Here is a 19,765-nt window from a genome sequence, read left to right as displayed (position 1 = left end):
CTTTTTTATTTAACAGCCGCGAAAGAAAACCACAACTATTTATAAGCCGCGCCGTATAAACCTCTATAGCTATTAGTTGTACAATAGCCGCTTTTGTTTTCTACCCCTACTAATTAATTTAAAAATGAAGATTAAGCTTTACATCGCGCGTGTAATTGTGGCTGCCGGTATTGTGTCGTTATTTGCGATGTGTACAAAACAGGTAAGCATTCCCGAAAAAACTGCCCTTCCGGCATCAAAACGCTTAGCCCTATCGCCCGATGGGGAAGATATTGGAGGTGCCGATACCTACACGGTGCAGCCTAACCAGTGGATGGTAGACGGCGCAAACATGGCCCCCGGCACCATAATTTACATACCCGCAGGTACCCGCGGTGCTTTACTTCTCAGGAATTTACAGGGCACCGCACAAAACCCCATTATAGTTGTGAACCAGGGCGGCCGGGTAACGTTTACTACCGGTGTAACCGCTTCCTACGGTTTTAAAACGCAAAATTGCAGTAATTTTAAGGTAATGGGCAACGGCGACCCCGATGTTAAATACGGCTTTGAAGTAGTAGGCGGTAATATAGGCATGACGATGGACGACCTGAGCTCGGATTTTGAGATAGCTTATGTGGAAGTACACGATAGCGGCTTTGCCGGTATAATGGCCAAAACCGACCCAACTTGCGATGAAGCCACCTGGAGGGGTAACTTTACCATGCGGAATGTACTAATACACCACAACTATGTACATAACACCGGGGGCGAAGGCTTATACATTGGCAATTCTTTTTATGCCGATGGCAGGCAGGTGGCTTGTGGTACGGTGTTTCCGCATGATATTGTAAGGCTTAAAGTATATTGGAACAGGGTAGACTCTACCGGTTGCGAAGGTATACAAGTAGGCAGCGCCATTTCGGGCGCCTACATATATAATAACACCGTGCGCTATTCGGGCCTATCGCCTTTTGCCAGCGGGCAAAATAATGGCATACAATTAGGCGAGGGTACCGGCGGGAAGTGTTATAACAACATGATAAAGAATGCGCCGGGCAACGGTATAATTGTGTTGGGCTATGGCGATAACCAGGTTTATAACAATTTTATAATTAATGCCGGCGAGCATGGCATTTTTGCCGATTCGAGGTTTACGCCGGGGCTTAATTTCCAGTTTATTAATAATACCATTATTTACCCCGGGCGCGATGGCATAAAAATGAATTCGGAACTTATACCGCTAAATACGGTTATTAATAATGCCATCATTATTCGCGGGCCGGGTATAGCTATAAACCGTAAAAGCAGCCTGGTTAAAATACTTAATTTAAATAATTTTGTAGCCAATGATATTGCCGCCTGCCAGTTTGTGGATGCGCAATCGGCCAATTACCGTTTGCAGGCAACGTCGCCACTGGTTGATGCGGGGCTTAATGTGTTGTTGTATGGCATAAATGCCGATTTTTACGGAAAGGCCCGCCCGGCAGGCAGTGGTTTTGATATTGGCGCAACGGAGTATTAAAGCCAAAAATGGTAGCTTTATAAAGCAAATTGAAACTGCCAACACGATGTTAAAAACTTTTTAGTTTATCATTTAGTATTTAGAAAGTTATTACTATATTTGCACCTCTTTTATAGGAAGTAATATTAACAATGAAAAAAGATCTGCATCCATCAAACTATAGGTTAGTTGTTTTCAAAGACATGTCTAACGACTACTCTTTCATAACCAAATCATGCATCGATAGCCGCGAAACCGTAAAATGGGAAGATGGCAATGAGTATCCATTGGTTAAATTAGAAATTTCTCACACTTCGCACCCGTTCTACACAGGTAAGATGAAGTTGGTAGATACTGCCGGCCGTATCGATAAATTCCGTAGCCGTTACAACAAAAAATAAGTGTTTTTTCAATAAAAATATTTACGAGTCTCCCACCAAACGGGGGACTTTTTTTATTTTTGACACATGGCAATCATTCTGTTCGACGATAACGCCCGCAATACGCTCCTGCCTTTAACGTTTACCCGCCCGGTTGCCGACTTGCGTTTGGGTATACTTACCATCGCCGAAAAATGGGGTAAACACCTTGGCCAAAACTATTCGTTTTTAACAGAGGCTTATTTGCAGCCGAAGTTTCCGATTGCTTACGAGGGGGATAACCTGTTCGTCAACGGTTCGGTTTGCCCGGATGCCGATTTGGTGGCCATTATTGCCGAACTGCAAATTGGCGAGGCTATAGCACTTGATGATGTGCTGATAGCGACGAGGCTAAACATGGCCGATGCCAAAGCGTTTTCGATAGAAACATATTTACCCGATGCCCTTAAGTACGACCGCGAATTTGTGCGTATAGTGTACCCCGAGCATATTTTTAAAAAGAACGATACCGAACTGCGTAAAGATTTTAAACTGCTTACAGATGGCCGCGAGAGCGCCGAAATGAGCAGCACTAACACCATTATAGGCGATGACTTTTTTGCCGAAGAAGGTGCGCAGGCCGAATGCTGTACTTTTAGTACTATAAACGGGCCTATATACCTATCGGCCAATACCGAAATTTGGGAGGGCACCAACATACGCGGGCCATTTGCTATCTGCGAGCATTCGCAACTTAAAATGGGAACTAAAGTATACGGTGCTACCACCGTTGGCCCTTATTGTCGCGTAGGCGGGGAGGTAAACAATGCCGTAATTTGGGGATACTCCAACAAAGGGCACGAGGGTTACCTGGGTAATTCGGTAATTGGCGAGTGGTGCAATTTAGGGGCCGATACCAATAACTCTAACCTGAAGAATAACTACGCTAACGTGAAGCTTTGGGATTATACCACTAACGGCTACCGCGACACCGGTTTGCAGTTTTGCGGGCTGATAATGGCCGACCATGCTAAAAGCGGTATAAACACCATGTTTAACACCGGTACCGTAGTAGGTGTAAACGCCAATATTTTTGGAGGCGGTTACCCCAAAACGCATGTGCCCGATTTCGCATGGGGCGGGAGCGAAGGGATGGAAGAATACCAGTTTGATAAAGCTATGGAAACCACTGCCCGTGTATTTGCCCGCCGCGAACACCGAAGTTTCGACGAAGCAGAGCGGGGGATATTGACGGAGGTGTTCGAGAGAACTCGGTAGTAGTAAGAAGTCAATAGTCCATGGTCGATAGTCTATGGAAGAAAAGAACATATAAAGTAAAACACAATAAACATACTATGGACCATCGATTATGGCCCATGGACTAAACTAAAAAGCAATGAGAAAAAAGATCGTAGCCGGCAACTGGAAAATGAACCTTGATTACAACGAAGGCCTGGCCTTATTTTCGGAAGTGATTAACATGGTTAAAGATGAAGCCACCGGCAACCAGCAAGTGGTTGTTTGCAGCCCGTTTATCCACCTGCACAGCCTGGCGGCTTTGGCAAAAGGCTATGCTAACGTAGCTGTAGGCGCACAAAACGCCCACCAGGCAGAAGCAGGCGCTTACACCGGCGAAATTTCGGCAAAACAGGTAAAATCAACCGGTGCCGAGTACGTGATACTGGGCCACTCGGAGCGCCGCCAGTACTTTGGCGAAAGCAACGAATTGCTTGCCAAAAAAACTGATACCGCTTTAGCTAATGGTTTAAAACCGATCTTCTGCATCGGCGAAACTTTGGCAGAGCGCGAAGCTAATACCCACTTTGGCATCATCAAAAGCCAGTTAGAAGAAGGCGTTTTCCATTTATCGGCTGAGGCTTTCGGTACTATCGTTTTGGCTTACGAGCCGGTTTGGGCCATTGGTACAGGTGTAACTGCTACATCGGCACAGGCACAAGAGATACACGAGTTCATCCGCAAAGAAATTGCTGCTAAATACAGCCAGGAAGTTGCTGATGCTACAACCATCCTTTACGGCGGTAGCTGCAACGCTAAAAACGCTGCCGAGCTATTTGCCCAGGCAGATATAGATGGCGGCCTTATCGGCGGCGCTTCCTTAAAGTCGCGCGACTTTACCGATATCGTTAAAGCGTTTAATTAATTATCAGAGGTTAGAGGATAAAGGTTAGAGGTTAGTTATAAGCTGGCCTTTAACCTTTGTTATTATATTTCTTTTCTAACCTCTGACCTCTGTCCTCCAACCTCTAATCTCTGACCCCATGAACTACTACGAACTCCTTTTTACCACCATCACTACCGAAGATTACCAGCAGGATCTGCTGATAGGCGCTTTGGGTGAGATCGGTTTTGATACTTTTGAAGAGGTTGACCTGGGCTTTAAAGCCTACATCCCTGTGGATGATTTTAACCCCGAATTACTGGAGGAAACACTTGCGCAATACCGCGATATGTTCACCTTTAGCTACGATATTAACCTCATCCCGCAAAAGAACTGGAACGAGGTATGGGAAAGTAATTTTGAGCCGATAGAGGTAAGCGGTCAGGTTTTCGTAAGGGCTACCTTTCACGAGCCAAGGCCGGAGTTTAAGTACGAGATAGTTATCGACCCTAAGATGGCTTTTGGTACCGGGCACCACCAAACCACCGCCATGATGATGCAACTGATGCTGGAGAACGAATTTGCCGGCAAAAAGGTATTGGATATGGGCTGCGGCACAGGCATACTGGCCATATTGGCTGCTAAGTTAGGTGCAACGGAATTGGTAGCGATTGATTACGACCCGGTTTGCTACGAAAGTACCATAGAAAACTCGGCGCTGAATGGTGTAGATAATATCACCGCCCTTTGTGGTTCTAAAGAGGTTATCCCTGATGAGCAGTACGATACCATTTTAGCCAACATCAACCGCAATATCCTGCTCGACCAGATGGAGAGCTACGCCAAAGCGTTAAAACCCGGCGGCGAGATATACTTCAGCGGCTTCTACGAATCGCCCGACCTCGATATTATTACCGACGAGGCACGTAAATACAACCTTAAATACATCACCCATAAAAAAGATAAGGAATGGGTGGCGGCGAAATTTATTTTGTAGTTTTCACCGATTACACCGATTTAAATGATTTCACCGATCCCATGTTGAAGTAATCGGTGAAATCAAAATAATCTGTGAAATCGGTGCAAAAATTAATAGCCTAATGTAAACCTGCTTTTCACAAACTGGTTATTCTCTAACTCGTTAAATATAGCTACGGCTAAGTCGGCTACCGAGATATCGTTTTTGCCGTGCTCGTCAAATACCGGGTTTTCGGTACCTAAGCGGAAGGTGCCTGTGCGTTCGCCGGGGTGAAGGTTAATGGCAGGGCTTAGGAAGGTCCAGTCCAGTTCTTCTTCTTTACGCAGGGCGGCTAAGTAATCGCGAGCGGCGGTTGCGCCTGCGTAGTATTCTTTAGGGAACTGCGGCGAATCTACCAGTTGGTGCTCACCTATATACAAGCTACCTGCGCCACCTACGGTGATGTAACGTTTTACGCCCGCTTTCTTTGTAGCTTCCTGTATGCTGTTGCAGCCTTTGGTGAAATCGTTGTACAGATTAGGGTTGCTCCATCCTGCGTTAAAGGTGTTTATAACGGCATCGTGGCCGGCTATAACGGCTGCCAGCGCATCGGTATCGTAAACATCGGCCGCTACGGCGGTTACACCTGCTGCTTTTTCTATTTTAGAGGTATCGCGTGCTACAGCGGTTACGTCATATCCGCGCGAAATGCCTTCTGCTACTACTGCGCTGCCTACAAAGCCTGTTGCGCCTATTACTGCTACTTTCATGGTTATTTGTTTTAATTGTAATTAAATATGTTACAGTTTTGTTTAAATTTTTTTAATGGAATTTTGCCATAAAATCTTTCAGGGTAGTGCTGCCCAATTTCTCTAACAGAGCTTTGTCTACATCATCGTATAAGGTGGCAATATGCTGGTTTATTTGCTTGCCTATAGGGCAGGCGGGGTTGGGCTGGTTTTTAGCTTGACCTAATATAGCCTCTGGCTTTACAGTTTGGTATATCTGCGCCAGCGTAATATCGGCAGCAGGGCGGGCCAGGGCGTAACCTCCGCTTTTGCCTGTTTGGCTGCTTACCAGTTTGTTTTTGATGAGGTTGCTCAGCTCTTTACGCACCAGCACAGCATTCATGTTCATGCTCCCCGCCAAAAACTCCGATGCCACCAGGCCGTCTGCATCGCAAAGCAGCGTCATGATGTGGAGTGCTATGGGGAAACGGCCGTTCATGTTTTCTTATTTGTAATAATTTTTATTACAATACAAATGTAGCTATGTTTCACAACAAATCAATAACTTTATTAAACCAATTATAAATATGAACGCCGGCTGACAATGCCGCCCCACATGCTCCGTAAATTTGCATAGTACTAACTTTTAGACCAAAAAGGTCAGATTTTATAATTTATAGCGATATGAAAACCTATCTTATTCCTATCGACTTCTCGGAAGCCGCCTTTAATGCCGCCGACCTTGCCGCCCGGTTAACCCACCAAACCGATGCTGCCCGCATTATACTGATGAATGCCTATTACATTTCGCCCTACGAATCGTTACTGCCCAACCCGGATATGATGATGCTGCGCGAGAGCGAAATAGAAGAGGAGGCTGGCACACGTGTAAAACAGCTGGAAGTATTAAAGCACAAATTGAAAAATGTAGTGCGCGAGGGTGTTACTATTGAAGTGCGCCTGCACCGTTCGCACCTGGTGCGCGCCGTGGTTGATGCTGTTGCCGAGAACGACATTAGCCTTGTGGTACTGGGCAGTATTGGCAACAGCACCGTGCGCGAAAACAACGTAGGCATTGGCAGCCACGTAATTGCTATATCAAAAGCCTGCCCGGTGCCCGTTATGGTAGTTCCACCAGCTTACCATTATCAATTGATTGATACGGCCGTTATTGCCTGCGATTTTAAAAAGGTAAAAGAAAGTGTGCCCGCCGAGGCTCTGCATAAGCTATTGCACAAGCGAGCCATTAACTTAATGGTGGTGCATGCCGTACCGGGTGGGCAGGAGCTTGATACCCAAAAGCTTGCCGAGCAAACCGCACTGCACGATATGCTGAAAGAGCTAAAACCGGAATACTATTCGGTAACCGACCCGCAAATTATAAAAGGCGTGTTAAACTTTGCAGTAGAAAAAGGTGCGCAAATGGTAATAGCCCTGCCGCATACTTACAGCTTTTTGCAATCGTTGTTACATAACAGTATATCGCAGCAATTGGCCAGTAGCTCACCAGTACCGGTTTTATTGTTGAAGTAATTGCTGATCCAGTAAAATGAAAAAGAGAAACATAGCAAGAGCCATTCTTTTAGTAGCTTTTGCTGCTTTTGTTATTCATGAGTTTACGGATGACACGCCGGACCCGAACAATAAATTCCTGAAGAATAAAGTAGTATTCAGTGGGCACGTTTTAAGTACCAAAGTGTCGGGAAACCATGCATTCGGTGTGATGTTGTTACAGGTTGATAGTTCAAATGTCGAGTCCTTTACCGATACCCTTAAAAAAGGCATTTATCCGTATAAAATAAAAGATGGGAAAGCAGAACTGTACGTGCGCGTGCATGATATAGACAAGGGCGATGTAGTTAAAGTAATATCGGATAGCCTGGCCTACTATTACGTTAACAAGCACGAGAAGCTTGTGGGCGATCTGGGTGTTATTACCTATAATGGCGATATTGAATTTGCAAAAGAGAATAGCATTTTAAGCAATAATAGCGGCATATATCAGGGCAGGAGTTAATCCGGATACACTTTATCAATAGGACATTACTTGGCTTAGTTGTTAACATACTTGCTTTTAACAATAGTTTATTAACATCACTTGCTAAACTGCATACAATTGTATACATTTATACCGTTCGACAGGAAGTTTTAGAGGCGAGGCGTTGTTTTTAATGCATTCGCTTTAATTCTTTATAAACCTATTGGGGGTAAAGCGAGTATACCTGCCTTCAGGGTGCCTATAAAATGTACGGTGTATAAACTATCCTAAGGTTTTTTACGTCCCGGAAACCTCCTCAGAACCAATTTGAATGATTAAGAAAATAATTATTATAAATTACTATTCTAATTAGTTTATTATTCAAATTTGTCATAACTTTATTAACTATTGAGAAACCCTATCCCTAATTAAGCATATATGAAGACACTTGGAAAAAAGATCCGGTTGTTGCGTCACCAGAAAGGTTGGAGCCAGGAGGAAGTAGCTAAGCGATTAGATATTTCGATACCAGCTTTCTCGAAGATCGAAACCGGCATCACCGACATTAACCTCTCTCGTTTAGAGCAGATAGCTGCTTTGTTCGAGATGTCGGTTGTACAGTTACTTACTTATAACGAAACTGAGCAAGACCAAAAAATTGCCAGCGAGTTAGAAAGTGTTAACAAGAAACTGATGGACAGGGAAACCGAGGTTATAGACCTGCAAAAGAAAGTTATTGAGCTTTTTGAAGAATTAAGGCACAAAAAAGTAACTGCATAATTTTAGGCCCGGGATGCGAGTTCCGGGCTAAAAAATACAGCGCATAGTTAAGTGCCTTTTGCCAAATGTGGCGCCCACTGCCGCATGCATGGCTATCATTTTCTCGTTAAAATCGCCCACCCACGATAGTTCCAGCTCATCGTATTGTTTTAACGGCAGAACATACTCCTTCAGTTTGATAAATATTGCCGACTCCAGCCCATGGTTTTGGAAGCGCTGTTTTGTGCCCATTACAATGGCCCGCATACGCGATACGCCGCGCCATCTGCGGTAAACAAATACCAGCTTGCCCCACAAATTCAGTTTGCCGTTCAGCGGTTTTATCATTTGGTTGGCATCGGGCAGTATTACAATGAATGATGCCGGCTCGTTATTAACGTAGGCGAACCATATCAACCGCTCATCCATAATGGCCTTCATTTTTTCGAAGCTCTCTAAGATGGTGGCCTGGTTTATGGGGACAAAGTTTTCAAAATCCTGCCAGCCATCATTGTATATCTCAATAAAGTCGGCGGCATACTTTTCAATTTCCTTTGCTTTAAAATGCTCGAAGCTGTAGCCCGGCTTTTTAATTACCCAGTTGGCTATTTTGGTAAACCGCTCCGAAAAGGGCTTATGCACATCCAAATGATTGGTAATTTGCTCGTACTGGGTTTTAAAGCCATAATCCTCAAAAAAAGCTTTGTAATAGGGCAGGTGGTAATTCATGCCATAGCTTGGCGGCGTAAAACCTTCTACAAGTAATCCCCAAAAGTTATCATTCTCGCCAAAGTTAATAGGCCCATCCATTGCCTGCATGCCGCGGCCCTGTAGCCAGGCCTTTGCTGTATCGAAAAGTAGAAAGGCAGCCTCGCGGTCGTCTATACATTCAAAAAAGCCCATGCCGCCGGTAGGCTGCTCGTAGTTGTAGGCTTTCTTTTCGTTCACAAACGCTGCCACACGGCCAATAAGCTTATTGTTGTCATCCGTTAATATCCAACGGGTAGCGGTGCCATGGGTATGGAAGTTATTGCGTGCGGGGTCAAAAACGGCTTCTATATCGTTATCTAACGGGCATACCCAATTTGGGTCGGCTGCGTAAATAATGCGGGCAACATCTAAAAAGGCTTTTTTATCGGCCGCGGTTTTTACTTCGGTTATTTTCATGGGGCAATGTAAAATAAAAAAGCACCCGGCGTATCCGCTGGATGCTTCAATAATATGGTTATACGGCGGTGTTAGTCGTCGTCTTCGTCGTCGTAAGGGTCGTAAGAGTCGTATCTGCCCAGGTCGTCATCCAGCGGGACATCTTCATCGTAATCGTCGTCATCGTCTGCTACCTTCTTGCTCGGTGTTACATCATCATCCAAGTCGTCATCTTCGTCGGCTGCTTTCTTCGTAACAGGTTTTTTTGGAGTTGCCATTTTAATAAATGTTTATTTGTTAAAACTTTTTCGGTTAACCTAATTGTTATTAATGTAAGGGTTGGTTTTGTGTTGAATAATTGCCTTATTCAATTGTAAAAATAGTCAAAATCATATTTAATAAAAATATCTTTTGAATTTATTCAGTGGCTTCGCCAATGGTGCTGCTGCCATCGGTAACCTCCTTTAATTGTGGAAGTTCGGCAATGCTATTGATGCCAAAATAATCCATAAAAAGGCTGCTGGTGCCGTATAAAATGGGTTTTCCCACACTTTCCGACTTCCCTGTAATGGCAATTAGCTCTTTCTCCAGCAGCTTTTGTATCGAGTAATCGCAGTTTACGCCGCGTATCTGCTCCACATCTAATTTGGTTACCGGTTGCTTGTAGGCAATAATGGCCAGGGTCTCTAAAGCGGCCTGGCTAAGCTTCTTTTTAGAGCGCTGCAATTGCAATAAACTAATAACCGGATGGTACTGCTTTTTAGTGAGGAACTGGTAGCCGTTGTTTAGTTTAACCAGCTCTATTCCGAATTGCTCATCGCTGTATTTTGCCTTGATGGTTTCGATATGCGCTTCCACTTCTTCGGCATTAAAATCATGCTCGAAGGCCGCCTGCAGGCAATACAGAATTTCTTCCATACGGATGCCCTGCTCCGATGCAAAAATAAGCGCTTCGATATGTTGCCCGATGTTTTCCATTGTGGGGCAAATATAAAATTAAGTCGGAAAGTCTGAAGGGGGAAGTCAGAAAGTCTGAAGTCAGAAAGTCCGAAAGACGGAGAAGTATGAAGTTTTAAGTCGTAGAGATGGAATTAAGCTCTATTAGTTAGAAACGGTCGAACGGGTATACTACCCAATTGTGGGCCTCTATTTCATCGGCAAGCATGCTGAGTACTTCGGGGTCAACCAGGCCGGCATCATTGCAGATGTGCAGGGTAAGGTGCTCGTCGGGCTCGAAGCCGGTAACAAATATACCATCCTGGTACACCTCAAATTTACAATGCCCGTACGAGTGGTGCGGGTAATCGGCTATCTCAAAGTTGTAGGTAGCCTCATCTTTTATAATGCTGAGCCTATGGCGTTCCATAGCTTAGTAACGATGGTGAGGGGAGAATTGTTTTACCCAAGAGTATTGCGATTACATCCCTTTTGTTCATACCGAAGCGACGAGGAATCTTGTACGGCTGGATACGAGCGTTATGCATTACCGCTTAGCATGCGGTAATGCCTTGTGTCGAAGTTTTCTCTTCGCCCTCCCTCGCTTTTCCACCCTGCTGCTCATCGAAATGACATGGGGGCAAGCCCAATCAAAAACTCCCCCTTCAGCGGGGCTGGGGGGCTAATAATCTATCACCTGCTCCTCAATCTCGGCAGGTATATCGCGCCAATCGTAGCGTTGAGTGCGTAGTTGCGGCTCAAAACCGGCCTCTTTGATAGAATCCTGTATGCCTTTGGCGGTGAAGCGGTGTGGCGCACCGGCAGCCGAAACTACGTTCTCCTCTATCATGATAGATCCAAAATCGTTTGCGCCGGCGTGCAGGCATATTTGAGCTACCTGCTTACCAACAGTAAGCCAGCTGGCTTGTATGTTTTTAACGTTAGGCAGCATAATACGGCTGAGGGCAATCATGCGGATGTATTCGTCGCCGGTTACGTTGTTGGTAATGCCACGCACTTTACGCAACAGGGTGCCATCGTCCTGGAACGGCCAGGGGATAAAGGCGATGAAACCGTAGTGCCCTTCGGGTTTTTCGGCTTGTACTTCGCGTATCCAAACCAAATGCTCAAAACGCTCCTCAATGGTTTCTATGTGGCCGAACATCATGGTGGCCGATGACGGCAGGTTTAGCTGGTGCGCCGCACGCATTACATCTAACCATTCTTTACCGCCGCATTTACCTTTAGAGATGAGGCGGCGTACACGGTCGTTCAGTATTTCGGCACCGGCACCGGGTAGCGAATCAAGCCCCGCTTCTTTCATTGCTTTCAGTACATCGTAATGGCTCATGCCTTCCAGTTTGGCCACGTGGGCAATTTCGGGCGGGCCAAGCGAATGCAGCTTTAATTTAGGGTAAAGCTGTTTTAGTTCGCGGAACAGGTCGGTATAAAACTGAAGGCCTAAGTCAGGGTGGTGGCCGCCTTGCAGTAAAAGCTGGTCGCCGCCGTAACGGAAGGTTTCTTCAATTTTGCGTTTGTAGGTTTCAATATCGGTGATGTAACTATCCTCGTGGCCCGGTCGGCGGAAGAAGTTACAGAATTTGCAGTTGGCAATACAAACGTTGGTGGTGTTTACGTTACGGTCTATCTGCCAGGTAACTTTGCCGTGGGGCACCTGTATTTTGCGCAGTTCGTTAGCGGTGTACATCAAATCGGCAGTAGAGGCGTTGTGGTAAAGGTAAACGCCTTCCTCAATGCTCAGGAAATCGAAAGCTAAAGCGCGCTGTAACAGTTCGGCTGTATTCATGTACAAATATACGTGGATGTAGCGGAAAGGTGAAAGCCTAAAGCAGAAAGGTGGTAATGGGTTGACAAAGTATACACCGAACCCGCAAAAAATCGCTATATTTCCAGAGTAAAACCTACTTATCGCATGATCTTCGATATTATCCAATTATTGATAAAAGGCATTATACACCTTATAACGCCTACCCAGCCATCAGAAAACTATAATATGGGTTTGAAACAGTATGGTAAAGCGTACTTCGACGAATATTACCCATTTTTGTTTCACAAAGTAACCATAACTGACCATCCAACCGATATTAACTGGTACCAAAACGCTATTGGCCACATTACGCTGATAAAACGCGGTTCCTCTAAGTTTTTCGAGATATACGAGAGCAATATTATCAGCGATGAAGAACTGGCCATGAATGTGCGTTTGAGCTACGAAGATTTTGTGATGACAGGGCTGGACAGCCACAAAAACTCGGTGGTGACCCAAAACCAGGTGTTTATTTTATTTATTAATCATAAAATGAACCGGCTGGAAGTAAGGTCGTCGTTGGATGAACATATCACCGATAAAATGATCAAGAAAGATTTCGGCGAATATTTGTTTAGCCACCTGGCGCAGCAAAAAAAGGCGGGGGTGTAATTTAACAGGATAGCAATATATTAATAATGCCTCGCTGTTGAAGTTTGTCAACGTCATGTTGAATTTATTTCAACACCCCATCATATAAGTCACCAATATGTATAGCCGCTTTGCATCGCCAATACCTGCCATGTGGGGTGCTGAAATTAATTCAGCATGACGTGAGGGGCTGATCTTTAATTCTGATTCAGACTACCACTTCCCCCTTATCCAACTTTAAAACCTTATCCACGCTATTGGGTATCTCGTGTTGGTAGTGGGTAACATATATGAGCGTTACATTGCTTATACTGCAAATGGTATCAACCACGGCCTTAAAATGCGCTTGTTGATGGCTATCGAGGCCTTGGCAAGGTTCATCAAATATCAATAGCGCGGGGTTTTTGATGAGCGCACGGGCTAATAAACAAAGTCGTTGCGCGCTGGCGGGGACGTTTTTTAACAGTACGCGTGCATATTTATCTATCTCCAACGCCTTCATCCATTGCAGGGCAAGACCCGCTCTCGCCGGTATGCTTTGGCGGAAAAGCCCCAGGGTATCGTAATAGCCCGATTCGATCACCTGCAGGCAGGAGTTATCTGCCGGGAAGTATTGGTACAACTCGGGCGATACAAAACCTATTTTGTTTTTAATATCCCATATGCTCTCGCCGCTGCCACGTTTACGGTCGAACAATACAATATCATTAGCGTAGGCCTGCGGGTTATCGCCGTTAATGAGGCTCAGCAGGGTTGATTTACCCGCGCCGTTTGCGCCCAGTAATGCCCAATGCTCACCGGGGTTTATGTTCCAGTTAACGTGGTTGAGGATGGTTTTTTCGCCATAGCGGATCACCACATCATTCATGGCTACAATTTTTTGGAAGTTGTGTTGCGATGTGCCCACAAGGCTTTTTAGGGCTTCGGCATCCACTTGTGGTTTTTCGGGGTGCGAGGCAAGGTTTTCCAAAAACTTTTTTTTGTTTAGCGTTTGGCTGATGGCACCGTTATCCAATACAGCTACGTTATGGATAACATCGGGTATCTCGTGTGCCGAGGTCGCCATTATCAGTGTTATGCCCGATGCACTTATTTGCGTAATAAGCTGGTTGAAGTATGCACGGGTGTTTACATCTAAACCTGTCAAAGGGTTATCTAACAACAATAGCGTTGGGTTTTTAAGCAGCGCGGCGGCTATCATCAGGCGTTTGGTTTCGCCGTTCGATAGTTTTATCACCTGCTTATCGCGCAGGTGCTGCAGGTTAAGTGCCTCTATAGTTTTCTCCAGTTCCCAGCGGATGGGGGAGTGGGTGTTGGTTTTTATGGTGCGCAGGTATTGCTCGGCCGTTAAAGCATCTTCCGAATCGGACGAGTTATAGCGTTGCTGGTAATAAAAATTGGCTGTGTTTGATAAGTTCTTAAAATGATGCTTCGACCCCGCAAAAGCAATATAGGGGTGGAAATCGGTTGCGGGCAAGCCCTTCTCATCTAAAAAGTAATGATCTATTTTGCCGCTGCTAATACTTTGGTTGCCTGCAATAACCTGTAACAACACGCTCTTTCCCGAGCCACTTGGCCCGGTTAATGCCCAATGCTGGCCGTTAGCTGCCGAGAAGCTGAGATTGTTGATTACGGTGTTGCCGCTTAATTTTACCGAGATGCTGTTTAACGAGAATAGAGTATCCATAGTATGGCGGCTAAGTTAGCCTTTTGTATGGCTTGCGGCGGTAATTATGCGGTTACATTTATTAAATGTTTAATTTACATTAATTAGAAGGTTTGTAATTTTCTTAGAAATTACATTTAACGAAATATTTCATATTTTTTTCATAGAACAGTTTTATTTATCGAAACCAATTTTTACATTAGTAAAACCTATCTGAAAAACAGCTTTTTTGAGCTGGGGAACAACCAACCTGAGTTAATTATAAACGGTGCCCTGCACTGCTAAATTTCTTGTTATGGATTTACTATCAGTAGTCGAAACAGTTGTTCCGCTGTTTATGATGAGTTTGTTTATTGTATTAATTGCTGTACGGTTTTTACCTGCCAGCCCCAGGAATATTGAAGAAAACTAAGCTTTTTGAGCTTGGTACTATTTAGGTGCGATTATTGCATTAGGTTTTTCACTAAAATCTATCAATCATCTGCCATGAAAAAGACTAACTTTTTACTCCTCGCATTACTATCATTTTTAACATTATCGCTTAGCAGCTGCTCCGCTATTGAGGGCATTTTTAAAGCCGGGTTTGCAGTAGGCATCATAGTGGTTGTTATTGTTATCGGGCTTATTTTGTGGGCGGTTTCATCGTTCAGGAAATAAATTACTATAAGCTTTTACCCTTTGGGGTTTAATTTGAAAATATTGTTTTTTAACCGAAACAATATTTTTTTTATGCGGTTTTTTCTATAAAAGGAGGCGACAACCATGGAAAATACACAAGCAACCATAGAAACATTAAACGATTTGATCCTGATTAATAACGACCGCATTGCGGGGTTTGAGCGTGCTACAGTTGATTTAAAAGAAGCCGACAGCGAGCTGAAATACACTTTTACCAACCTGATAGCCGAAAGCCATCGCTTTAAAATGGAGCTGGCTACAGAGGTAGCAGCCTTGGGGCACGATATTGAAACGGGTACATCAACCAGTGGTAAATTACACCGCACCTGGCTCGATCTAAAGGCTGCCTTTACCGGCCACAGCACGCACAGTATTTTAGAGGAGTGTGAGTTTGGCGAAGATGCCATTAAAAAGGCCTATAAAACTGCGTTGGACGAAGAATCGTTACCGGCCTACATCCGCCAGATGCTTAACAACCAATACACCGATCTGCAAGCTGCGCACGATACCGTAAAGGCCCTGCGCGACGGTGTACTACATTAAGAACTTGTTAGTTGAATATTTGTATGGAAGAGCATCTGCCGGTATTGCGGCAGGTGCTTTTTTATTTACCTTGTAACGTTAGGCTATTTACATGCCAGCTCAAAGTATCTGCCCAATCGCCACCGGTGTAAGAAAGGTTTACCTGCCAGGCTTTTTTTACAAATTGGCCTGTACTATCCTGCGCGTTTAGCGTTGATGAAATGCTGTACAGGTTTTTGGCGGTATCTATCTGCGCATCGAATTTATTGGTAGGGAAGGTTACCTGCCGGGGAAATTTATTTTTCACAATGCTCTTAGCTGTGTTAAACGCTTCGGCGGCGTTAGGCTGCCGGTTTACATGTACGCGTTTATTCTTAAATATCCGCAGCAGCGCCACGCCAAAAACAATGGCAAACAATACAGTAAAAATGGTGCCCACCCTTACATGCGGATGTTTACGCCAATGAGTGTTCTTCTTTTCTTCGTCGGTAAGTTTATTCCATTCGCTGTATTTCATTTTAAACGGGCTTTCAGCAATAAACAAACCTTAATGAAAATGTTTTTTAAGAAAAATCGGGGCAACAAAAAAGCTCTTTGGAGTAAACCAAAGAGCTTTTTTTGCTTTTGAAAAAATGAATTACATTTTTTTAGTAGTGTCAGCAGCAGTAGTGTCCATTTTAGTGGTATCCATTTTAGTGGTATCCATTTTAGAGGTGTCAACTGCAGTAGTGTCCATTTTGGTAGTGTCACCAGAACCTTCAGCAGATTTACCTTTGCAAGCAGCAGCAGAAACAGCGATAGCTAAAGCTAAGAAAGCAACTTTGAATGAGTTTTTCATTTTTGTGTTTTTTTAAGTGATTTAATAGTTTTCACCTATTAATACCACAAACAGAAAAAGGTAACCCAATAATTTTCGAAAAAATTAAAAGGATTACCTTTTTCTTTAAATACTAATAATTTTTATGCCCTTAAAGGGCTAAAATTATTTTTTAGTTGTGTCAACAACAGTAGTATCTTTTTTCACAGTGTCAACAACAGTAGTGTCTTTTTTAGTAGTGTCAACTACAGTAGTGTCAGTTTTAGTAGTGTCAGTACCTTCAGTAGCAGATTTGCCTTTGCAAGCAACAGCAGAAACAGCGATAGCTAAAGCTAAGAAAGCAACTTTGAATGAATTTTTCATTTTTGTGTGATTTTGGGAGTTATATAAAAGTGTTTATTAATTCTTGTTTTCGGTTGTTAATACCCCAACTCCAAAAAGGTAACCCGAAAAAAATAAATTATTTTTTAACTGTGTCTTTTTTCACTGTATCAACTACAACAGTGTCTTTTTTTACGGTGTCAACCACGGTAGTTTTGTTAATGGTAGAGTCAACTACAGTAGTTGTAGTATCACCGTCGGTTTTTTTGGCATCGCCACCGCAGGCAGCAGCAGAAACAGCAATAGCTAAAGTTACAAGAGCTAATTTGAATGAATTTTTCATGGTTTTTGTTTTTATTGTTAGTGTTTAACTTTAATACATGTTATCGGAAAAGGTAACCCATTTAATTAGAAATTTATTATGACACCTGATTTTTACTCTTTTTAATTTCTGAATTAAATAGGTCGGTCTTTTAGCTTGATTTTATTTTTTAACGGTATCGCTTTTTAGTGTATCGGCTTTGGTAATTATTGTATCGGCCTTAGTAGTGTCGGGCACCGTTTTCAGTGTATCGGCTTCAGAGCTTTCAGCGGGTTTTGCCGGGTCGCAAGCAATAATGGTGGCCGAAACTGTAAATGCCACCAGGCTAAGTTTAATTAAATTTTTCATGTTCGTTTTGTTTTTCTATTGATATCGCGAACATGAAAAAGGTAACCCTACAAAGAATATCGAACATCGAATGCCCAATATCGAATGCTGAAGTTTGGAGAAAAGAAAGTGTTTGGAGGTAAGGTGTATAGCGCGGGTGCAAGGGTTTTTCTGAAAACTACTGCCGCCCCTTTGCCTAAAAAAACCGATATTGCAGGTTGAGGCGGCGCGATACTGCATTATTGCCGGTGCCGGGCAAGGCTATTTTCGACCCTCAAAAAAATAGTTTACAATATTGGGTTACAATTTAATATAAAGCGTATTAAGGAGTGAATAATCATTACAATGTGGAAATACCGTCGGATAGTGAAGTAATACTGGGTATACTTAATAATTCCGATGTTGTTCTTAAAAAGCTTTACCTGGCTTACTTCCCCATGATATTGCAGTTGGTAATAAATAACAATGGCAACGAGGATGAGGCGAAGGATATTTACCAGGAAGCGATAATAGTTCTTTATAACAAGGTAAAACGGGGCGATTTTGAACTGAGCAGCAAGCTCAAAACCTTTATTTATTCGGTATGCCGCAGGCTTTGGCTAAAGCGGTTGAAACAGATGGACCGCTACGGCGGCGATATAAAGGATTTTGAGGATTACCTGCCGGTAGAAGAAGACGTAGAACGCCACCAGGAACGCGACCTTCAGCTTAACAAAATGGGCGAGGCGCTAAAACTGCTTGGCGAACCCTGTAAAACCATTATGGAAGATTTTTACATGCACAACAAATCGATGCAGGATATTTGCGAGCGGTTTGGATATACTAACGCGGATAACGCGAAAACGCAGAAATACAAATGCCTGCAAAGGCTAAAAAAATTGTTTTTTCAGCAGCAATAGAAAGAGGGGCGCACCATGAAAAATGATCAGCTGTTAGAGATGATCGAACGTTACCTGGCCGGGGAAATGAACCCCGAGGAACGTGGAGAGTTTGAAGCATTACGTACTAAGGATGCCAATGTAGAGGCAAAACTGGAAGAGCACAGGCACTTTACGGGTTTGCTGAAGCAGTTTAATGAGAGGCATAACATGGAGTTGAGGCTGAACGCCATCCATGATGAGATAGATGTGCACACCATGGCCGAAGACCTGATGGCGCACCCATCCCTGATTGTCCGCCTGTGGCGCCAGCATCACTCTAAAATATCGGTAGCAGCTTCTATAGCTATTTTTGCGATGTTGTTAACGCTGTTCTTTACCGGGAATTTAACTAATAAAGACCCGCGCGTAGAACAATTGAAGAGAGAAGTTGATAAGGTAAAGAGCGACCAGCAAATTTTGAAAAACGGTGGCAACCGGTTATTTCCAAAGCAGCCTAAAGCAGGTCCTACAATAATTGCCAAATACCGTGGTACCGGTTTTGCCCTTTCATCTAACGGGTACATCTTAACCAACTTCCACGTGGTAAATGGTGCCGATTCGGTTTATGTGCAAAATGCTGACGGCGAATCGTTCCACACTAAAATTATTGCTACTGATGCCGAGCACGATATGGCTGTGCTGCAAATAAATGACCCTGCATTCAAAAACCTTGGCGCCGTTCCTTACGGTTTCAAGAAAGGTAAGAGTGATTTAGCTGAAGATGTTTACACGCTGGGTTATCCTACAGATGCGGCCGTTTTTGGTGAAGGCGCACTTACATCAGATGCCGGTTTCCATGGCGATACTGCCGAATATATGGTATCGGTTCCGGTTAACCCGGGTAATAGCGGTGGTCCGCTGTTCGATTCGAAAGGTAACGTTATAGGTATCATCAGCGGCAGGCAAACCCAAACACAGGGTGTTGCATTTGCTAAAAAGTCGGCATTTATCTTAAAAGCGATCAAAGATATCCCTGCCGATTCGTTGAAGACCAAAGATATAACGCTTAACGCTAAAGGTACCTTAGCAGGTCTGAGCCGCAAAGACCAGGTTAAAAAGCTGAAGAATTACGTATTCATTGTAAAGGTTTACAACCAGTAAGAGCACTCCAAAAATCTACTATATACAAAGGAGAAGTAAGAAATTGCTTCTCCTTTTTTGTGTTTAAGAAACCCGCCAGTTGGAAGATCGAAACATTGTCATACTTGAGGGGACGAAGCATCTATTCGCCGATTTGCATAACGGTTATAGCTTTGTGGCTAATAGATCCTTCGCTCTCGCTCAGGATGACAAAGGGGCTTTAGGTT

The 19,765-nt window shown here is 43.9% G+C and carries 26 protein-coding genes; 13 read left to right on the top strand and 13 right to left on the bottom strand.

Features of this window, described 5'->3' with window-relative positions; translation table 11 throughout:
• Positions 1-124 precede the first annotated feature (124 nt).
• From BC343_RS14125 to prmA, 5 genes are all read left to right on the top strand, one after another.
• Positions 125-1,504: a right-handed parallel beta-helix repeat-containing protein gene (locus BC343_RS14125; RefSeq protein ID WP_078348441.1), complete on the top strand. Its 1,380-nt coding sequence runs from the start codon at positions 125-127 to the stop codon at positions 1,502-1,504.
• A 131-nt stretch (positions 1,505-1,635) separates the two neighbouring features.
• Positions 1,636-1,884 (top strand): type B 50S ribosomal protein L31, encoded by a 249-nt coding sequence (locus BC343_RS14120; RefSeq protein WP_078348440.1) that lies wholly within the window; start codon positions 1,636-1,638, stop codon positions 1,882-1,884.
• A gap of 66 nt (positions 1,885-1,950) precedes the next feature.
• Positions 1,951-3,120, top strand: coding sequence for a putative sugar nucleotidyl transferase (locus tag BC343_RS14115; protein ID WP_078348439.1), 1,170 nt, complete (start codon positions 1,951-1,953; stop codon positions 3,118-3,120).
• 118 nt (positions 3,121-3,238) lie between these two features.
• Positions 3,239-4,003 carry a triose-phosphate isomerase gene (tpiA, locus tag BC343_RS14110; protein WP_078348438.1) on the top strand — a complete coding sequence of 255 codons (765 nt, stop codon included), beginning with the start codon at positions 3,239-3,241 and terminating at the stop codon, positions 4,001-4,003.
• 118 nt (positions 4,004-4,121) lie between these two features.
• Positions 4,122-4,958 (top strand): 50S ribosomal protein L11 methyltransferase, encoded by an 837-nt coding sequence (gene prmA, locus BC343_RS14105; protein WP_078348437.1) that lies wholly within the window; start codon positions 4,122-4,124, stop codon positions 4,956-4,958.
• A 92-nt stretch (positions 4,959-5,050) separates the two neighbouring features.
• On the opposite strand, the gene BC343_RS14100 is transcribed toward prmA, so the two are convergent.
• On the bottom strand, positions 5,051-5,689 hold the full coding sequence (locus tag BC343_RS14100) for an NAD(P)-dependent oxidoreductase (protein ID WP_078348436.1): 639 nt from the start codon (positions 5,687-5,689) through the stop codon (positions 5,051-5,053).
• Positions 5,690-5,741: 52 nt separating this feature from the next.
• The gene (locus BC343_RS14095) at positions 5,742-6,146 is read right to left on the bottom strand and encodes an Rrf2 family transcriptional regulator (RefSeq protein ID WP_078348435.1); all 405 of its coding nucleotides are present in this window, start codon (positions 6,144-6,146) and stop codon (positions 5,742-5,744) included.
• A gap of 185 nt (positions 6,147-6,331) precedes the next feature.
• Here BC343_RS14095 and BC343_RS14090 point away from each other — a divergent pair, with 185 nt between their 5' ends.
• The 3 genes from BC343_RS14090 (at position 6,332) to BC343_RS14080 (ending at position 8,405) form a co-directional block, all read left to right on the top strand.
• Positions 6,332-7,180: a universal stress protein gene (locus BC343_RS14090; protein ID WP_078348434.1), complete on the top strand. Its 849-nt coding sequence runs from the start codon at positions 6,332-6,334 to the stop codon at positions 7,178-7,180.
• A 16-nt stretch (positions 7,181-7,196) separates the two neighbouring features.
• A complete protein-coding gene (locus BC343_RS14085) occupies positions 7,197-7,664 on the top strand; it encodes a hypothetical protein (RefSeq protein WP_078348433.1) in 468 nt (155 codons plus the stop codon).
• Between the two features lie 399 nt (positions 7,665-8,063).
• Complete coding sequence (locus tag BC343_RS14080; RefSeq protein ID WP_078348432.1) at positions 8,064-8,405, top strand: helix-turn-helix domain-containing protein; 342 nt, start codon at positions 8,064-8,066, stop codon at positions 8,403-8,405.
• Positions 8,406-8,432: 27 nt separating this feature from the next.
• Here BC343_RS14080 and BC343_RS14075 read toward each other — a convergent pair whose 3' ends face one another.
• The 5 genes from BC343_RS14075 to mqnC all read right to left on the bottom strand — a co-directional run bounded on the left by BC343_RS14075 (position 8,433) and on the right by mqnC (position 12,273).
• Positions 8,433-9,551 (bottom strand): N-acetyltransferase, encoded by a 1,119-nt coding sequence (locus tag BC343_RS14075; RefSeq protein ID WP_078348431.1) that lies wholly within the window; start codon positions 9,549-9,551, stop codon positions 8,433-8,435.
• Between the two features lie 71 nt (positions 9,552-9,622).
• Entirely contained in the window at positions 9,623-9,808 is a 186-nt protein-coding gene (locus BC343_RS14070) for a hypothetical protein (RefSeq protein WP_078348430.1), read from the bottom strand.
• A 139-nt stretch (positions 9,809-9,947) separates the two neighbouring features.
• Complete coding sequence (gene scpB, locus BC343_RS14065) at positions 9,948-10,508, bottom strand: SMC-Scp complex subunit ScpB (protein WP_078348429.1); 561 nt, start codon at positions 10,506-10,508, stop codon at positions 9,948-9,950.
• A gap of 127 nt (positions 10,509-10,635) precedes the next feature.
• The gene (locus BC343_RS14060; RefSeq protein WP_078348428.1) at positions 10,636-10,896 is read right to left on the bottom strand and encodes a hypothetical protein; all 261 of its coding nucleotides are present in this window, start codon (positions 10,894-10,896) and stop codon (positions 10,636-10,638) included.
• Between the two features lie 252 nt (positions 10,897-11,148).
• Positions 11,149-12,273 (bottom strand): cyclic dehypoxanthinyl futalosine synthase, encoded by a 1,125-nt coding sequence (gene mqnC / locus BC343_RS14055; protein ID WP_078348427.1) that lies wholly within the window; start codon positions 12,271-12,273, stop codon positions 11,149-11,151.
• Between the two features lie 126 nt (positions 12,274-12,399).
• On the opposite strand from mqnC, the gene BC343_RS14050 reads away from it, so the two are divergent.
• A complete protein-coding gene (locus tag BC343_RS14050) occupies positions 12,400-12,906 on the top strand; it encodes a hypothetical protein (RefSeq protein ID WP_078348426.1) in 507 nt (168 codons plus the stop codon).
• A gap of 187 nt (positions 12,907-13,093) precedes the next feature.
• Here the strand turns inward: BC343_RS14050 and BC343_RS14045 are convergent, their stop codons facing one another.
• Positions 13,094-14,572: an ATP-binding cassette domain-containing protein gene (locus tag BC343_RS14045; RefSeq protein WP_078348425.1), complete on the bottom strand. Its 1,479-nt coding sequence runs from the start codon at positions 14,570-14,572 to the stop codon at positions 13,094-13,096.
• A 465-nt stretch (positions 14,573-15,037) separates the two neighbouring features.
• On the opposite strand from BC343_RS14045, the gene BC343_RS30770 reads away from it, so the two are divergent.
• Positions 15,038-15,208 (top strand): phosphatidate cytidylyltransferase, encoded by a 171-nt coding sequence (locus tag BC343_RS30770; protein WP_143822180.1) that lies wholly within the window; start codon positions 15,038-15,040, stop codon positions 15,206-15,208.
• Positions 15,209-15,313: 105 nt separating this feature from the next.
• Positions 15,314-15,772 (top strand): PA2169 family four-helix-bundle protein, encoded by a 459-nt coding sequence (locus BC343_RS14040; RefSeq protein ID WP_078348424.1) that lies wholly within the window; start codon positions 15,314-15,316, stop codon positions 15,770-15,772.
• Between the two features lie 61 nt (positions 15,773-15,833).
• On the opposite strand, the gene BC343_RS14035 is transcribed toward BC343_RS14040, so the two are convergent.
• From BC343_RS14035 to BC343_RS14015, 5 genes are all read right to left on the bottom strand, one after another.
• A complete protein-coding gene (locus BC343_RS14035) occupies positions 15,834-16,268 on the bottom strand; it encodes a hypothetical protein (RefSeq protein ID WP_143822179.1) in 435 nt (144 codons plus the stop codon).
• Between the two features lie 120 nt (positions 16,269-16,388).
• The gene (locus tag BC343_RS14030; RefSeq protein ID WP_078348422.1) at positions 16,389-16,589 is read right to left on the bottom strand and encodes a hypothetical protein; all 201 of its coding nucleotides are present in this window, start codon (positions 16,587-16,589) and stop codon (positions 16,389-16,391) included.
• 144 nt (positions 16,590-16,733) lie between these two features.
• On the bottom strand, positions 16,734-16,931 hold the full coding sequence (locus tag BC343_RS14025) for a hypothetical protein (protein ID WP_078348421.1): 198 nt from the start codon (positions 16,929-16,931) through the stop codon (positions 16,734-16,736).
• A gap of 97 nt (positions 16,932-17,028) precedes the next feature.
• Positions 17,029-17,232 carry a hypothetical protein gene (locus BC343_RS14020; protein ID WP_078348420.1) on the bottom strand — a complete coding sequence of 68 codons (204 nt, stop codon included), beginning with the start codon at positions 17,230-17,232 and terminating at the stop codon, positions 17,029-17,031.
• A 141-nt stretch (positions 17,233-17,373) separates the two neighbouring features.
• Positions 17,374-17,559: a hypothetical protein gene (locus BC343_RS14015; RefSeq protein ID WP_078348419.1), complete on the bottom strand. Its 186-nt coding sequence runs from the start codon at positions 17,557-17,559 to the stop codon at positions 17,374-17,376.
• A 308-nt stretch (positions 17,560-17,867) separates the two neighbouring features.
• Between BC343_RS14015 and BC343_RS14010 the strand changes: the two genes are divergently transcribed.
• Together BC343_RS14010 and BC343_RS14005 are read left to right on the top strand one after the other, a co-directional pair.
• A complete protein-coding gene (locus BC343_RS14010; protein WP_078348418.1) occupies positions 17,868-18,437 on the top strand; it encodes an RNA polymerase sigma factor in 570 nt (189 codons plus the stop codon).
• A 15-nt stretch (positions 18,438-18,452) separates the two neighbouring features.
• The gene (locus BC343_RS14005) at positions 18,453-19,559 is read left to right on the top strand and encodes a S1C family serine protease (RefSeq protein WP_078348417.1); all 1,107 of its coding nucleotides are present in this window, start codon (positions 18,453-18,455) and stop codon (positions 19,557-19,559) included.
• Positions 19,560-19,765 lie beyond the last annotated feature (206 nt).

This window comes from Mucilaginibacter pedocola, from assembly GCF_002013915.1.
GTDB classification, from domain to species: domain Bacteria; phylum Bacteroidota; class Bacteroidia; order Sphingobacteriales; family Sphingobacteriaceae; genus Mucilaginibacter; species Mucilaginibacter pedocola.
The sequence above is the reverse complement of the archived record's forward strand: the minus strand, read 5'-3'. Positions and strand labels throughout refer to the sequence as shown.